Origin of the sequence: Burkholderia sp. AcTa6-5 (genome assembly GCF_017815075.1) — a bacterium.
GTDB lineage: Bacteria > Pseudomonadota > Gammaproteobacteria > Burkholderiales > Burkholderiaceae > Burkholderia > Burkholderia sola.
Genome location: NZ_JAGIQE010000015.1, coordinates 165,922 through 181,503, shown reverse-complemented (window position 1 = coordinate 181,503; position 15,582 = coordinate 165,922). Strand labels below are relative to the sequence as shown.

The following is a 15,582-nucleotide window of genomic DNA, read 5'->3' as shown; positions in this document are numbered from 1 at the left end:
CCCGCTCGCCAGCGGGGCAGCCACGACGATCTATCGGCACCTCGACGGCTAATCGCATACGAAATCCATTTAATCAGTGCCCCGGCCATCAAAACGGGGCGCTTTTCAACAGCCTGCTAGGCGTTGCCCACCGATCGGCAAGGCAAGCGTTTCGTCGCGCGACGCGGCGCCACGACCGCCGCGCCGCACTGCTCGCGTTACTTCCCCGACCGAGCGAGCGGGCCTTGTGGGCCCTGGCCCGTGCCCGCCGGCCAGCCGCCCGCGAGCGCCTTGTACAGCGCGACCGTCGACGCCGCGCTGCGCATCCGCCCGTCGGCCGCCGCATCCTGCGCCTGCAGCAGCGTCCGCTGCGCGTCGAGCACTTCGTAGTAGTCGATTGCGCCGGCGGAGAAGCGAGCCTGCGCGAGCTGTGCGGCACGCGCGCTGTCGTCGGCCGCGCGCACGAGGTGCGCGGTCTCGTCACGCGTTCGGGCAACACGCAGCAACGCGTTCTCGGCTTCCTCGAGCGCGCCGAGCACGGTCTGCCGGTACTGCGCAAGCTGGCCGGCCGCTTCCGCGTCGCTCGCGGCGATCCGCGCACGCACGCGGCCGACGTCGAGGAACGACCAGTCGATGCCGAGCGCGATCAGGTTCGTGTCGCTGCCCGCGCGAAAGAACCCGTAGCTGCTCGTCGCGCTGCCGAGCAGCCCGGACAGCGTGAAGCGCGGAAACAGGTCGGCGGTCGCTACGCCGACGCGCGCGGTCGCCGCATGCAGCCGCGCCTCGGCGGCCGCGACATCGGGACGGCGGCGCAGCAGGTCGCCCGGCGTGCCGGGATCGATGTCGACGGCAAGCGCCGGCAACGGCACCGGCGCGGCCGTCTTCGGCCAGTCGAACCGGCCGATCAACGCATCCGGCGTCCGCCCGGTCAGCACCGCGAGCCGATGCTCGTCGACGCCGATCGCGGCTTCGTACACGGCGATCCGCGATGTCGTCGATTCGTACTGCGCGCGTGCTCGCGCCGCATCGAGCTCCGAGCCGCGTCCCGCGCCGACGCGCGCATTGATCAGCGCGAGCGTCTGCTTCTGGTTGTCGGCGTTCTCGCGGGCGATCCGCAACCGCTCCTGCGAGCCGCGCAGGTCGACATACGTGCTCGCGACCTCGCCCGCGATCGCGACGCGCACCGCACGCACGTCGGCCGCGCTGGCCGCCGTCTCCGCGCGCTGCGACTCGATCGAGCGGCGCACGCGGCCGAACAGGTCGAGTTCCCACGCGGCATTGATGCCGACGCTCGACGTCGGCGTATCGCGCTGGCTGCGCGGCGCGCCGAACGCCTGGTCCTTGCTCGTCAGCCGATGGCCGATCTGACCGCTCGCGGTGAGCGTCGGATAGCGGTCGAACGTCGCCTGTGACAGCAACGCGTTAGACGCGTCGTAGCGCGATACGGCGACCTGCAAGTCCTGGTTCGCCGCGAGCGCCGCATCGATCAACTGCGTGAGCGCCGGGTCGCCGAAGCCGTGCCAGAACGTGGCATCGGCCGCCGCCGATGCATCGGGCTGTATACCGGGCTGTGCATCGGCCGGCGCCGCGTCGCGCTGCGTCGCCGGGTGAGCATCGCGCACGAACCGCGCGGCGGTGGCCGTTTCAGGCCGTTTGAAATCGGGGCCCACCGCGCAGGCGGCCAGCGTCACCGACATCGCGAGCGCGGAAAGACGGAAAGCGGCGCTCATCGGTTTTCTCCTTCGAGGGTGCCGTGCTGTTCGCTCCAGACGGCCGGCGTGCCGCCCGCGAGCTTGCGGATCGCCACGTAGAACACGGGTGTCAGGAACAGCCCGAACAGCGTGACGCCCAGCATCCCGGCGAACACGGTGACGCCGGTGGCCGCCCGCACCTCGCTGCCCGCGCCGCTGCCGATCAGCAGCGGCACCGAGCCCGCGATGAACGCGACGGACGTCATCACGATCGGACGCAGCCGCAGCTTGCACGCTTCGAGCGCCGCTTCGACCGCGCCCTTGCCCTGGATCTCGAGCTCGCGCGCGAATTCGACGATCAGGATCGCGTTCTTGCACGCCAACCCCATCAGCACAACGAGTCCGACCTGCACGAACACGTTGTTGTCGCCGCCGGACAGCCACACGCCGAACAGCGCCGCGCACATGCACACGGGCACGATCAGGATCACCGCGAGCGGCAGCGTCCAACTCTCGTACAGCGACGCGAGCACCAGAAACACCAGCATCACGGCAAGCGGGAACACTACGATCGCCGCGTTGCTCTGCGTGACCTGCTGATAGCTGAGGTCGGTCCATTCGAGCGTGATGCCCGGCGGCAGCACGTCCTTCGCGATCTGCTGCAGCTTCGCGATCGCCTGCGACGACGACATCGTCTTCGGATCGGCGTCGCCGATCAGGTCGGCGGCCGGATAGCCGTTGTAGCGGACGACCGGGTCGGGTCCGTACGCGGGCCCGACCGTCACCATCGAGCCGATCGGCACCATCTCGCCCTTCGCGTTGCGCGTGCGCAGGTTCGCGATGTCGGCGGCCGTCTGCCGGTGGCCGGCATCCGCTTGCGCCATCACGCGATACACGCGGCCGAACACGTTGAAGTCGTTCACGTACATCGAGCCGAGATACACCTGCAATGTATTGAACAGATCGGTCAGCGCAACGCCCTGCGCCTTCGCCTTCAGCCGGTCGACCTTCACCTCGAGCTGCGGGATGTTCGCCTGGTACGAGCTGACGGGATAGCTCATTCCCGGCGTCTTCGCGACCGCGGCCTGGAACGCGCTGAGCGCCTTCTGCAATTCGCCGTAGCCGAGGCCGCCGCGATCCTCCAGATACAGCGAGTAGCCCGAACCATTGCCGAGACCCTGGATCGGCGGCGGCATCAGCGCATAGGTGATGCCGCCATCGATCGCCGCGAAGCGCGCGTTCAGATCCGCGTTGATCTGCGCGGCGCTGCGATGACGCTGGTCGAACGGCTTCAGGATCACGTACGAGTTCGTGATGTTCGGCGTGTTCACGCCCTGCAGCGCATTCAGCCCCGCGAACGCCGGCACCATCTCGACGCCGTCGGTGCCGAGCGCGATCTTCGTCATTTGCTCGGTCACCGCACTGGTGCGCGCGAGCGACGCGCCTTCCGGCAACTTCGCGCCCGCGAACAGGTACAGCTTGTCCTGCACCGGGATGAAACCGCCGGGCACCGCATTGAACAATAGCGCGGTCGCCGCGAGCAGCACCGCATAGACCGCGAACACCACGCCGCGCCGCTTCAGCGTGCGACCGACGACGCCGTGATAGCGATCGGAGCTGCGCTCGAAGAAACGGTTGAATGGATGGAACAGCCAGCCGAACGCGCGATCGAGCGCGCGCGTCAATGCATCCTTCGGCGCGCCGTGCGGACGCAGCAGCTTCGCGGCAAGCGCGGGCGACAGCGTCAGCGAGTTGATCGCGGAGATCACCGTCGAGATCGCGATCGTCACCGCGAACTGCTTGTAGAACTGGCCGGTGACGCCCGACATGAACGCCATCGGCACGAACACCGCGCACAGCACGAGCGCGATCGCGACGATCGGCCCCGACACCTCGCGCATCGCCTGATGCGCGGCATCGCGCGGGCTCAGGCCCCGTGCGATGTTGCGCTCGACGTTTTCGACGACAACGATCGCATCGTCGACGACGATCCCGATCGCGAGCACGAGCCCGAACAGCGTCAACGTGTTGATCGAGTAGCCGAGCAGGTACAGCCATGCGAACGTGCCGACCACCGACACCGGCACCGCGACGAGCGGAATGATCGACGCGCGCCACGTCTGCAGGAACAGGATCACGACGAGCACGACCAGCACGACGGCCTCGATCAGCGTGTGCTGCACCGCGCGGATCGATTCGCGCACGAACACGGTCGGGTCCCACACGGGCCGATACGCGACGCCCGGCGGGAAGCGCTTCGACAGCTCGTCGAGCTTCGCATACACGGCTTTCGCGACGTCGAGCGCGTTCGCGCCCGGCGACAGGAAGATGCCGACCACGGCCGAATGCCTGTCGTTGAAATACGAGCGAAGCGTGTAGTCGCCCGCGCCGAGCTCGATGCGCGCGACGTCGGACAGCTTCACGACCTGGCCGTCGTCGCCGTTGCGCAGCACGATGTCGCTGAATTCCTGCACCGTGCGCAGCCGGCCGCGCACGTTGATCGACACGAGGAAGTCGTTCTTCTTCGGCGACGGCTCCGCGCCCAGCTGGCCGGCCGACACCTGCACGTTCTGCTCGCGCACGGCCGCGATCACGTCGCTCGCGGTGAGCCCGCGCGACGCAAGTCGATTCGGGTCGAGCCACAGCCGCATCGCGTAGTCGCCGGAGCCGTACACGCCGACGTCGCCGATGCCGGTCAGGCGCGACAACTCGTCCTTCACGTGCAGCGTCAGGTAATTGCGCAGATACAGCGAATCGCGGCTGTTGTCCGGCGAGTAGAGACTCACGTACATCAGCGGCGTGGGCGACTGCTTCTGCGTGGTCACGCCGTACTGGCGCACCTCGTCGGGCAGGCGCGACAGCGCCTGGCTCACGCGGTTCTGCACGCGCACGGCGGCCGTATCGGGATCGACACCCTGCAGGAACGTGACGACGACCTGCAGGCTGCCGTCCGAACCGGCGACCGACTTCATGTACATGATGCCTTCGACGCCGTTGATCGCCTCTTCAAGCGGTTCGGCGACCGATTCGGCGATTTCCTTCGGGTTCGCGCCCGGATACGTCGCGCGCACGACGACGCTCGGCGGCACGACCTCCGGATATTCGCCGGCCGGCAGCATCGGAATCGAGATCAGGCCGAGCGCGAAGATGACGATCGACAGCACGACCGCGAAGATCGGCCGGTCGATGAAGAATCGGGAGAAATCCATCACGTGGCTCCCGTTATCGCGAGGCAGGCGTGCCGGCATCGGCCACGGCCTGCGTACCGGCGCCGGAGTCCGCCGCCGCCCGCACGGGCAGCGCCTTCGGCTTCACCTGCGCGCCCGGATAGTAGATGCGCTGCACGCCGTCGACCACCACGCGATCGCCCGCCTGCAACCCCTTCTCGACGATCCGCTCGCCGTCGAGTTCGCGGCCGATCGCCACGTCGCGGCGCAGCGCCTTGTCGCCGGGGCCGAGCACGTACACGTACTTGCGATCCTGGTCGGTCAGCACGGCCTTGTCGTCGACCAGCAATGCATCCTGGTCGCGGCCGCTGACGAGCTGCACGCGCGCATACAGGCCCGGCGTAAACGTATGGTCCGCATTCGGCAGCCGCACGCGGGCGCGAATCGTGCCGGTCTGCGGATCGAGCCGGTTGTCGAGGAAATCGACGGTGCCCGCATGCGGGAAGCCCGTCTCGTTCGCGAGTCCGACGCGCACCGGATCGGCGCCGATCGCGCGATGCGCCGGATCGGCGCGCCGCGCGTTGTAGCGCAGGTAGCTCTGCTCGTCGCAATCGAAATACACGTAGACCGGATCCTGCGACACGACGGTCGTCAGCAGCGTGTCGTCCGCGCGCGCGAGGTTGCCGACGGTCGCGACCGCGCGGCCGACGCGGCCCGCGATCGGCGCGCGCACTTCGGTGAAGCCGAGATTGAGCTTCGCGTCGGCCACGGCCGCATCGGCCGCCTGCAGATCGGCGCGCGCCTGCTCGGCGGTGGCGCGCGCATTGTCGAGTTCTTCCTGCGACGTCGCATGCGCATCGATTAGCGTCTGCACGCGCTTGAGCTGCACGTTCGCGAGGCTCGCGGCCGCGCGGGCGCGCTGCTGCTGCGCATTCGCACGGTCGAGCGCGATGCGGTACGGGCGCGGATCGATCTCGAACAGCAGCGCACCCTGCGCGACCACGTCGCCCTCCTTGTACGCGACACGCTGCAGATAGCCGCTCACGCGCGGCCGCAGCTCGACCGCGTCGACCGCTTCGACGCGTCCGTTGAATTCGTCCGCGAGGCGGACGGTACGCGGCGCGACGGTAGCAACGCCAACTTCGGGAAGGGGCTGGGCCGACGATGTACCTTTGCCGTCGTGACAACCCGACAACGCCAGCAACAGGGCGCAGGCGGCGCCCAAAGGCGGCGTCCTGCGTAGGGAAAAGGAGAGCATGATGCCTCGCGACGGGTTAAACTGCCGCGTAGCATAAAAGTTGAAGTTAACTTCAAGTCAAGCTTTCCCGGAGGGTGTCATGGGTATCCAGGAAACCCCGCAATGGCCGCTGATGTCGATCCGCGAAGTGGCCGCGCGCAGCGGCGTGCCGGCGTCGACGCTGCGTTTCTACGAGATGCGCGGGTTGATCAAGTCGCACCGCAACGGCTCGAGCCATCGCCACTATTCGCGCGCAGTGCTGCGGCTGATCGCATTCATCGTGTTCGCGCAGAAGATCGGCTATTCGCTCGACGAGATCGCCGAGCAGCTCGTCAGCCTGCCCGAGGACACCGCGCCGAGCAACAAGGACTGGCAGCGGCTGTCGCGCGGGTGGAAGCAGCGCGTCGCGAGCCGCATCGAGGAACTCCAGCGGCTCTACATCAACCTCGACGAATGCATCGGCTGCGGCTGCCTGTCCCTGAAACGCTGCAAGCTGACCAACCCGGAAGACCGCGCGGGCCGCAACGGGCCCGGCGCGCGGCGCTGGCTCGGCGACAAGCCGCCAATCGATTCCGAATGACACGCAGGCCGCGCGCGCCATGCATCATCCGACGCGCCAGCCGCCGTTCACCGCGATCGTCGCGCCCGTGACGAACGATGCGCGCGGCCCGGCGAGCCACGCGACCGCATCGGCGACGTCGTCCGGCTGCCCGGCGCGGCCGGCCGGCGTCTGCGCGCGGATCATCGCCGCGACGGCCGGCGCGACCCCGCTGTCGCCGAACAAGCGCGTGCCGGCGATATAGCCGGGCGCGACCGTATTGACCGTCGCTCCGCGCGGCCCGAGTTCGCGCGCCAGCGCGACGGTGAAGCCTTCGACGCCGGCCTTCGCGGCCGCATACGCGAGGCCGCCCGGCAACAGGCTGCCGGCGCGCGCCGCGATCGAGCCGATGTTGACGATTCGCGCGGCACGGTCGGCCAGGTGCGGCAGCACGGCCATCGTCGTCAGGAACAGGCTTTTCAGGTTCGCATGGAGCACCGCATCCCATACGGCCTCGGCCTCCCCTGCTTCGGTATCCGCGCCGACGCGCCCGGTGCGCCCCGCATTGTTGACCAGCACGTCGATGCGCGGCCATCGCGCGACGATCGCGGCGACCACCGCTTGCGCGTCGCGCCGGACGCTCAGATCGCCGGCCTGCCCGATCGCTGCGCCGCCGAGACGCTCGACGGCGGCCTCCAGCCTCGCCGCATCGCGCCCGACGATCGCGACGCGATACCCGTCCTGCACCAGCCGGCTCGCGATCGCGAAACCGATCCCGCTCGACCCGCCCGTGACGATTGCCGTGCGTTGCTGTTCATTGCCCGTCATGATCTGTCCTCCTGAGTATCGACGATTGACGACAGGGACATTCTGGGCAGCTCGGAGTGATAGGTAAAATACGAATTCGATGATCTACTGATACATGGAAGGTATCGCATGATCGATCTGCGCCAGTTCCGGCAATTCATCGCAGTGGCCGAAACGCTCAGCTTCCGCCGCGCGGCCGAACGGCTGCACATGGCTCAACCGCCGCTCAGCGCGGCGATCCGCAAGCTCGAGGACGAACTGGGCGTCGCCTTGCTCGAACGCGACAATCGCGGCGCGCGGCTCACGCCGGCCGGCGAAGCGTTCCTGCTCGAAGCACGGCGCGCACTCGAACAGGCCGAGCGCGCGGTGGCCGTGGCCCGCCGGGCGGGCGCCGGCCTCGGCGGCACGCTGCGGCTGCGTTTCGTCGACAGCACGGTGAACGCGCTGTTGCCGCTGATCCTGCGCGCGTTCCAGGAACGGCATCCCGACGTCGATTTCCAGCTGGAAGAAGGCACGACCGCCGAGCAGGTGCTTGCGCTGCGTCAGGACCGCACCGACGTCGGCCTCGTCGTGCTGCCGGTGGCCGACGCCGGCGACGTGCATGTCGAGCCGCTGCTGCGCGACCGGATGGTGGCCGCGCTGCCGGACGGGCATCGGCTCGCACGCCGCCGCCGCATCGCGCTGGCCGAGCTGGCGGATGAACCGTGGGTCATGTTTGCCGCGCACCACGGGCCCGGCATGCACGCGCTGATCGTGACGGCGTGCGCGCAGGCGGGCTTCGCGCCGCGCGTGGTCCAGCAGCCGCGCCAGATGCAGACGACGGCCGGGCTCGTCGCCGGCGGCATCGGCGTCGCGCTGATGCCGCGCCTGTTCGTGCCAATGCATCCGCAAGGCATTACGTTCTGCGAACTGAAGGATGCGGGCAGCCCGCTCGCGTACGAAGTGGCGCTCGCGTACCGTACGCCGTCGCCGCTCGTCGATGCGCTGCGCGACACCGCGCGAAACGCGGTGCACGAACTGGGCCTGGTTGCGGCGACGTGACCGCGCGCATCGCGCGCGCGGCGCTCAGTCCCGGTCGCCGAGGAAGTTGAACACGACGCCGAGCACGGCCTCGCGGAACGCCTCCTGCCGCGTCGGCAGCGACGTGTACTCCAGCATCATGTGGCTGTACGACACCGTCGTGCCGATCGCGCTCGCGATCATGAAGAACAGCACGTTCGGATCGACCGGACGGATCGCGCCGGCCTCGACCGCGTCCGCGATCAGCGGAAACATCGCGTCGTGATACGGGCGCACGATCCGCTCCTGCAGCCGATCGAGCCGCGCGCCCTCCTCGGTCGCCGCGGTCGAGAAGAACATGCCGATATCCGGCTCGGCGAATTCGTGATCGACGCACAGCTCGAGCGCGCGCCGCACGCGCTCGCGCTGCGGCAGCGGCGACGTGCGCAACGCGCGCAGCGCGTCGAACATCGGTTCGGCCAGCTCGACGATCTGCTCGACGACCGCCAGCCACAACGTTTCCTTCGCACCGAAGTGATGGGCGATCAGCGCCGCGTCGATCCCTAACTCGCGCGCGACTTCGCGCACGCTCGTCGCGTCGTAGCCGCGCTTCGCGAACGTGCGGCGCGCGGCCCGCAATATCACGTCCGGACCGACGGATGCATCCGCCGACGGCCGGCCGCGCGTCCGCCGCTTCGACGGCGCGCGCTCAGTGACTTCTGCCACGTTTTTCCTGCTCCTTGAACGATTCGAATGCCCGTATCCGGCGCCGGTTTCCCGGCCCGCAATCGGGCGGCCTGCCCCGCTTCGTTGACACGCGGAGCCGGGAAGCGCTAGGATCATACCTTATTCATCACATGATGATTTATCCATGACAACCCCTACACGCATCGTCATCGTCGGCGGCGGAATCGCCGGACTGCAGCTCGCCACGCGTCTGGGCGAGCGTCTCGGCCGGTCCGGACGCGCGCAGATCACCGTCGTCGACCGCAGTCCGACGCATATCTGGAAGCCGATGCTGCACACGATCGCGGCCGGCACGCGCGACGTCCAGCAACAACAGGTGATCTTTCTCGCCCACGCCCGCGACCACGGCTACACGTACCAGCCCGGCGAACTGAAGGGGCTCGATCGCGCGCGCCGCCGCGTGCAGCTCGGCGAAATCCGCTCGCAGGACGGCGACGTGGCGATCGACGCACGCGAACTCGACTACGACGTGCTGATCCTCGCGCTCGGCAGCCAGGCCAACGATTTCGGCGTGCCCGGCGTGCGCGAGCACTGCTACTTCATCGACAGCCAGCAGCAGGCGGAGACCTTCAACGAAGCGTTGCGGATGCGCGTGTTCCGCAGCATCGCGCGCGACGAGCCGTTTCGCGTCGCGATCGTCGGCGCGGGCGCAACGGGCGTCGAACTCGCGGCAGAACTCAGCCGTTTGCTGGAAGTGGCGCAGGCGTACGGTGACGAAACGGTGCGCGAGCGGCTGCAGCTCACGCTGCTCGAAAGCGGCCCGCGCATCCTCAACGCGTTTCCGCCGCGGATTTCCGCGTCGGCCCAGCGGCGGCTCGAACAGATCGGTTTTCGCGTGCTGACGTCGACGCGCGTCACGTCGGCCGACGCGAACGGCTTTCACTACGGCGACGGCTCGTTCGCCGAAGCGGACCTGATGGTCTGGGCGGCCGGCGTGAAGGCGCCCGATTTCATGCAGGGGCTGGGCGGGCTCGACACGAACCGCGCGAACCAGATCGTCGTCGGCCCGACGCTGCAGGCGAGCGGCGACGAACACGTGTTCGCGATCGGCGATTGCGCGAGCCTGCAGCTCGAGGGCCAGGAACGGCCGCTGCCGCCGACCGCGCAGGTCGCGACGCAACAGGCCGAGCATCTCGCGAAGCACCTGCCCGCGTGGCTCGACGGCACGCCGATTCCGCCGTTCGCGTTCCACGATTTCGGCGCGCTGGTGTCGATCAGCGATTACGACGCGTTCGGCACGCTCGGGCAGTTCGGGTTCTTCCGCGGTGGCTTCATCCAGGGGCGTTTCGCGCAGTTCAGCCACCTGATGCTCTATCGGCGGCACCAGCAGGCGCTGCACGGCTTCTCCAAGGCGACCTTGCTGTGGATCGCCGAACGGATCAACGGCTGGGTGCAGCCGCGCATCCGCCTGTCGTGATGCCGCGCGTCGCGGCACCGCGTAACGTTTCGAGGAACAGAAACATGAACAACCGTGCAATGCCCTGGCTCATGACCGTCGCCGCAATCGGCAGCTTCGACATGCCGTCCGTCTCGTGGGGCGAGCCGCGGCGGCGCAGCGTCACGCGCGACCGGCTGCCGTCGTGGGACGCGACGAGCAAGCCGACCATCAGCGTGCTCGAACGGCCCACGGCCGACACCGTGATGATTTCGTGGTGCGACGCCTGCACCGGACACTACGGCTACCAGAAGTGGCGCCTGTTCACGACGCGCAAGCGCGGCGTGTGCGCGCTGTCGGGGCGACCGATCGCGATCGGCGACAGCGTCTATGCGCCGCAACTGCTCGGCTCGACGCCCGGCAACGCCGCCGCGATGGTGCTCGCGGCGTGCATCGACGACGCGTTGGCGGGTTGAGCATCAGGTCGACGTGGTCTGACCGGCGCCATAGGCCGGAGCGCGGTTCTGCCGTTCGAGTTCGGCATCGAGATGCGCGGCATGCGCGTTCGCTTCGGACTCCGACATCAGCTCGCCTTCCCACTTCGCGACCACCGCGCTGGCGATCGAGTTGCCTACCGCGTTCGTGGCCGAGCGGCCCATGTCGAGGAACGTGTCGACGCCGAGAATCAGCAGCAGTCCGGCTTCCGGGATGTCGAACTGGTGCAGCGTCGCGGCGATCACGACGAGCGACGCGCGCGGCACGCCGGCCATCCCCTTCGACGTCAGCATCAGGATCAGCAGCATCGTGATCTGCGTACCGAGCGACAGGTGGATGTTGTACGCCTGCGCGATGAACAGCGACGCGAACGTGCAGTACATCATCGAGCCGTCGAGGTTGAACGAATAGCCCATCGGCATCACGAAGCTGGAGATCTTGCGGCGCACGCCAAAACGGTCGAGCGCGTCGAGGATCTTCGGATATGCGGCTTCCGAGCTGGCGGTCGCGAACGACAGCATGAATGCTTCCTTGATCAGCAGGAGCAGCTTGAACACGCGGCGGCCGAGGAACAGCAGCCCGGCCGCGACGAGCGTGGCCCACAGCAGCACGAGGCTCACGTAGAAGTCGCCCATGAACACCGCGAACTTCAGCAGGATCGACAACCCGTTGACCGCGACGGTCGACGCCATCGCGGCCATCACCGCCAGCGGCGCGAGCTTCATCACGTAGCCGGTGATCTTCAGCATCACGTGCGCGAGCTGGTCGATCGCGGCGACGAGGATCTTGCCGCGCTCGCCGAGTGCGGCCAGCGCGACGCCGAAGAACATCGAGAACACGACGATCTGCAGGATCTCGTTGTTCGCCATCGCCTCGGCGATCGATTTCGGCACCATGTGGCCGACGAAATCCTTCAGCGTGAACTTGGACGTCGCCAGATGCGCGGACGCGCCGATGTCCGGCAGCGGCAGGCCGAGGTTCTCGCCGGGCCGCAGCAGGTTCGCCATCAGCAGGCCGAGCAGCAGCGAGATCAGCGACGCGGTGACGAACCAGCCGAGCGCCTTCACGAACACGCGCCCGACCGACGACGCGTCGCCCATGTGCGCAATGCCGACGACCAGCGTCGAGAACACCAGCGGGCCGATCACCATCTTGATGAGCCGCAGGAACACGTCGGACACGAGCGAGATGTAGCCGGCGATTTCCGCGGCCGACTGCTTGTCCGGAAGCTGCGTATAGATCAGGTAGCCGATCAGGATGCCGGCTGCCATCGCGAGCAGGATCCAGCCTGCCGCAGACATTCGTTTGTTCATGAGGGAATTCGCCGCATGGCGATCGAGTTGACGGAAAAAGGCGCGCGGGCCGCTCAGGCTGGCGGATGTCCGCCGACGGACGCGCCGCCGCCGCGCACCGGCATTCGCGGCAACGCGAACGCCGGCGGCAGCGATTCGGCATGAAACGATCGGTCAGTAGCCGATCGCGGCGCCCGCCGGACGGCGCGGGTCGTTGTAGCCGTAGATGAAGCCGACCCGCACGTTGCCGGACACGGACGAATCGTTCCCGGAGCTCTGGCGGCTCGCCGCTTCGGTGCCCGGCAGGCCGACCATGATCAGCTCGGCGGCGCCCCACGGCGTCTGCTCGACCATCTTGTAGCCCATGTTGCGCAGGATCGCGAGCGTGTCGGGCGACAGGCCGTAGGTTTCGTAATAGACCGCATCGGGCAGCCACTGGTGATGGATGCGCGGCGCGGCGACCGCATCCTGCGGCGTCATCCCGTAGTCGATCACGTTCAGCACGGTCTGCAGCGTGATCGTGATGATGCGCGAGCCGCCCGGCGAACCGACCACCATGAACACCTTGCCGTCCTTCTTCACGATCGTCGGCGCCATCGACGACAGCGGACGCTTGCCGGGCGCGATCGAGTTGCGCGTGCCCTGCACGAGGCCGAACAGGTTCTGCGCGCCGACCTTCACGGTGAAATCGTCCATCTCGTCGTTCAGGAAGAAACCCGTGCCCGGCGCGATGACCACGGCGCCGAAGCGGCCGTTGACCGTATAGGTCGTCGACACCGCGTTGCCGTCGTGGTCGACGATCGAGTAATGCGTCGTTTCCGGCTTCTCGTGCACGCCGACGCCGGGCTGCACGTCGACCGACGGCGTCGCCGTATCGGCATGGATGCTCTTGCGGATCTGCGCCGCGTATTCCTTGCTCGTGAGCTTCGCGATCGGGTTGTCGATGAAGTCCGGATCGCCGAGCAGCGTGTTGCGGTCTTCGTACGCATGGCGCATCGCTTCGGTCATGTAGTGGACCGCCGCGGCCGAGTGGTAGCCGAGCTTGCGCAGGTCATACCCTTCGAGGATGTTCAGCGTCTCGCACATCGTCACGCCGCCCGAGCTCGGCGGCGGCGCCGACACGAACTCGTAGCCGCGATACGTGCACGTCAGCGGCGACATGTCCTGCGCGCGATAGGACGCGAAATCGGCCGCCGTGATCACGCCGCCGCCGCGCTTGGCCGCTGCCTCCACGATCTTCGGGATCTCGCCGTGATAGAACGCGTCGGGCCCCTGCTCCGCGATGCGCTCGAGCGTGCGGGCCAGGTCCTTCTGCACCAGGCGATCGCCCGGCTGCAACGCGGTGCCGTCCGGGCGCAGGAAGATGCGCGCGGCTTCCGGATCCTTCTTGAAGCGCTCGACCGTCGTATCGAGGATGTCCGTATCGCCGCGCGTCAGCACGAAGCCGTCGCGCGCGAGCCGGATCGCCGGCGCCATCACCTGCTTGCGCGTCAGCTTCCCGTACTTGCGCTGCGCGAGATCGAGGCCGGCCACGGTGCCCGGCACGCCGACCGCGCGATAGCCGTACAGGCTCTGCTCCGGAATCACGTTACCCGACGCATCCAGATACATGTTCGCGGACGCCGCGGCCGGCGCGGTCTCGCGGAAATTGATGAAGCGGTCGCGGCCGTCGGCCAGGTGGATCGTCATGAAACCGCCGCCGCCGATGTTGCCGCAGCACGCGTTGGTCACGGCCTGCGCATAGCCGACGGCCACTGCCGCGTCCACCGCGTTGCCGCCTGCCTTCAGGATGTCGACGCCGATCTGCGACGCGAAGTGCTGCGACGACACGACCATGCCGTTCTTCGCTTCGACCGCCGGGTCCGACGCGGCGAACGCGCACACGCTCATCGCCGACAACAGGGTGAGTATTACCAGCCGCCTCATGACGGGATCCTCCAGACGAATAAACCGGGCCATGCCGGGATGCATCGGTCCATTACTGCGTATCGACACTGCCCATCCGACGTGTAATAAACGATACATTTCAGCGAGGCCGCGATCATAACACTCACTTTTTTGCTCCAAAAACTAGGGTAACCACTGAATTCATCGCGAATGGACGTCGCCATACGCACCGATGTATGTTTGATTTATTACACATATGAACCTATTCGATGACCGGGCGATGCGTCCCTCTAATTTCGGGCCACACGCGAGTTGCCGCACGTCAATCGGCTAACATGCGTGCAGTTGCCGGCAGGCGCCCGCTTGCCGTTTGGTCAATCCATTCAGATAGAGAGCCGGAGTGCCGATGGGGACGAGCATCAGGGCGTTGTTGTTATCCCAGATGGATAGCTTCACGCCGTCGGAACAGAAGGTCGCGCACGCGTTGCTGGATCGCTATCCCAGTCTCGGGCTGGGCCCGATCGCGCAGTTTGCGAAGCAGGCAGAAGTCAGCGACCCGACCGTGTTCCGCTTCGTCGTCCGGATCGGCTTCCCGAACTATTCGTCGTTCCAGCAGGCGCTGCACGACGAGATCGACACCGCGATGAATTCGCCGCTCGCGCGGATGGATGCGTTTCATTCGGAAACGGGCATGCGCGACAGCCATGCGGCGATTTTCCAGCGGCTGTCCGAATCGCTCGCGACCACGATCGAAGGGCTCGACGCGGCCGCGTTCGACGCAGCCGTGGCGGTGCTGGCCGATCCGGACGTGCGCGTGTTCTGCGGCGGCGGGCGCTATACGGCGCCGCTCGCATCGCTGTTCTCGTTCACGCTCGCCTATGCGCGGCCGCATGTGCAGTCCGTCGAGCCGAACGTGAATCTCGCGTCCGTCGCGCTGGCCGACATGGGGCGCAACGACGTGCTCGTGATCTTCGACTTTCGTCGCTACCAGAAGGACAGCATCCGCTTCGCGCAGGCCGCGCACCGGCTCGGCGCGCGGATCCTGCTGATCACCGACGAATGGCGCTCGCCGATCGGCGAGTTCGCGGAGATCGTGCTGCGAATCCAGGGCCGCCCTTTCGCGATGCTGCAGACCAACGTGCCGGCGCTGGCGCTCGCCGAAGCGCTGGTGATCGGCGTGACGAACCGGCTGCCGGAGCTGGCGCGGCAGCGGATGGAGAAGATCGAGCTGCTCAATGCGGGCGGGATCGAGTGGGATGTAAGTCAGCGGGATTTGCCGGAGTGATGGCGTATTGCCATTCAGGCGCGGGCGTCAGCGCTCGGCCTCGCGGCGTGTGCAATTCGAATCCCAAACGGCAAACCCCACAT

Annotated in this window: 12 protein-coding genes; 5 read left to right on the top strand and 7 right to left on the bottom strand. The window is 67.5% G+C overall.

All coding sequences use genetic code 11. The features are described 5' to 3' along the window. Positions 1-197: 197 nt before the first annotated feature. From J8I33_RS21120 to J8I33_RS21110, 3 genes are read right to left on the bottom strand one after another with little or no spacing between them, the layout of a single operon-like run. Positions 198-1,709, bottom strand: a complete 1,512-nt coding sequence (locus J8I33_RS21120) for an efflux transporter outer membrane subunit (protein ID WP_209939021.1) — start codon at positions 1,707-1,709, stop codon at positions 198-200. Continuing rightward, positions 1,706-4,879 carry a multidrug efflux RND transporter permease subunit gene (locus J8I33_RS21115; protein WP_209939020.1) on the bottom strand — a complete coding sequence of 1,058 codons (3,174 nt, stop codon included), beginning with the start codon at positions 4,877-4,879 and terminating at the stop codon, positions 1,706-1,708. Before J8I33_RS21115 ends, J8I33_RS21120 begins: the two co-directional genes overlap by 4 nt. Before the next feature lie 13 nt (positions 4,880-4,892). Continuing rightward, positions 4,893-6,095: an efflux RND transporter periplasmic adaptor subunit gene (locus J8I33_RS21110; protein WP_209939019.1), complete on the bottom strand. Its 1,203-nt coding sequence runs from the start codon at positions 6,093-6,095 to the stop codon at positions 4,893-4,895. 79 nt (positions 6,096-6,174) lie between these two features. On the opposite strand from J8I33_RS21110, the gene soxR reads away from it, so the two are divergent. Beyond that, positions 6,175-6,654, top strand: a complete 480-nt coding sequence (soxR, locus tag J8I33_RS21105) for a redox-sensitive transcriptional activator SoxR (protein WP_050011996.1) — start codon at positions 6,175-6,177, stop codon at positions 6,652-6,654. 24 nt (positions 6,655-6,678) lie between these two features. On the opposite strand, the gene J8I33_RS21100 is transcribed toward soxR, so the two are convergent. Then, entirely contained in the window at positions 6,679-7,440 is a 762-nt protein-coding gene (locus tag J8I33_RS21100) for an SDR family NAD(P)-dependent oxidoreductase (RefSeq protein WP_089489505.1), read from the bottom strand. Positions 7,441-7,548: 108 nt separating this feature from the next. Here J8I33_RS21100 and J8I33_RS21095 point away from each other — a divergent pair, with 108 nt between their 5' ends. Then, positions 7,549-8,460, top strand: a complete 912-nt coding sequence (locus J8I33_RS21095) for a LysR family transcriptional regulator (RefSeq protein ID WP_124555943.1) — start codon at positions 7,549-7,551, stop codon at positions 8,458-8,460. Between the two features lie 24 nt (positions 8,461-8,484). Here J8I33_RS21095 and J8I33_RS21090 read toward each other — a convergent pair whose 3' ends face one another. Next, positions 8,485-9,144, bottom strand: coding sequence for a TetR family transcriptional regulator (locus J8I33_RS21090; protein WP_209939018.1), 660 nt, complete (start codon positions 9,142-9,144; stop codon positions 8,485-8,487). 145 nt (positions 9,145-9,289) lie between these two features. Between J8I33_RS21090 and J8I33_RS21085 the strand changes: the two genes are divergently transcribed. Next, complete coding sequence (locus tag J8I33_RS21085) at positions 9,290-10,582, top strand: NAD(P)/FAD-dependent oxidoreductase (RefSeq protein ID WP_209939017.1); 1,293 nt, start codon at positions 9,290-9,292, stop codon at positions 10,580-10,582. Between the two features lie 44 nt (positions 10,583-10,626). After that, positions 10,627-11,016, top strand: coding sequence for a DUF3331 domain-containing protein (locus J8I33_RS21080; RefSeq protein WP_209939016.1), 390 nt, complete (start codon positions 10,627-10,629; stop codon positions 11,014-11,016). A 3-nt stretch (positions 11,017-11,019) separates the two neighbouring features. Here the strand turns inward: J8I33_RS21080 and J8I33_RS21075 are convergent, their stop codons facing one another. Then, a complete protein-coding gene (locus J8I33_RS21075; protein WP_209924849.1) occupies positions 11,020-12,348 on the bottom strand; it encodes a dicarboxylate/amino acid:cation symporter in 1,329 nt (442 codons plus the stop codon). Positions 12,349-12,501: 153 nt separating this feature from the next. Beyond that, entirely contained in the window at positions 12,502-14,253 is a 1,752-nt protein-coding gene (ggt, locus tag J8I33_RS21070; RefSeq protein ID WP_050012003.1) for a gamma-glutamyltransferase, read from the bottom strand. 367 nt (positions 14,254-14,620) lie between these two features. On the opposite strand from ggt, the gene J8I33_RS21065 reads away from it, so the two are divergent. Next, positions 14,621-15,499 carry a MurR/RpiR family transcriptional regulator gene (locus tag J8I33_RS21065; RefSeq protein WP_209924847.1) on the top strand — a complete coding sequence of 293 codons (879 nt, stop codon included), beginning with the start codon at positions 14,621-14,623 and terminating at the stop codon, positions 15,497-15,499. Positions 15,500-15,582: the final 83 nt, after the last annotated feature.

What these genes read in the sequence shown, in the direction of transcription:
- J8I33_RS21065 (WP_209924847.1), top strand. Translation starts at nt 14,621, where the DNA reads ATGGGGACGAGCATCAGGGCGTTGTTGTTATCCCAGATGGATAGCTTC.
- J8I33_RS21095 (WP_124555943.1), top strand. Translation starts at nt 7,549, where the DNA reads ATGATCGATCTGCGCCAGTTCCGGCAATTCATCGCAGTGGCCGAAACG.
- J8I33_RS21115 (WP_209939020.1), bottom strand. Translation starts at nt 4,879, where the DNA reads ATGGATTTCTCCCGATTCTTCATCGACCGGCCGATCTTCGCGGTCGTG.
- ggt (WP_050012003.1), bottom strand. Translation starts at nt 14,253, where the DNA reads ATGAGGCGGCTGGTAATACTCACCCTGTTGTCGGCGATGAGCGTGTGC.
- J8I33_RS21110 (WP_209939019.1), bottom strand. Translation starts at nt 6,095, where the DNA reads ATGCTCTCCTTTTCCCTACGCAGGACGCCGCCTTTGGGCGCCGCCTGC.
- soxR (WP_050011996.1), top strand. Translation starts at nt 6,175, where the DNA reads ATGGGTATCCAGGAAACCCCGCAATGGCCGCTGATGTCGATCCGCGAA.
- J8I33_RS21075 (WP_209924849.1), bottom strand. Translation starts at nt 12,348, where the DNA reads ATGAACAAACGAATGTCTGCGGCAGGCTGGATCCTGCTCGCGATGGCA.
- J8I33_RS21100 (WP_089489505.1), bottom strand. Translation starts at nt 7,440, where the DNA reads ATGACGGGCAATGAACAGCAACGCACGGCAATCGTCACGGGCGGGTCG.
- J8I33_RS21085 (WP_209939017.1), top strand. Translation starts at nt 9,290, where the DNA reads ATGACAACCCCTACACGCATCGTCATCGTCGGCGGCGGAATCGCCGGA.
- J8I33_RS21120 (WP_209939021.1), bottom strand. Translation starts at nt 1,709, where the DNA reads ATGAGCGCCGCTTTCCGTCTTTCCGCGCTCGCGATGTCGGTGACGCTG.
- J8I33_RS21080 (WP_209939016.1), top strand. Translation starts at nt 10,627, where the DNA reads ATGAACAACCGTGCAATGCCCTGGCTCATGACCGTCGCCGCAATCGGC.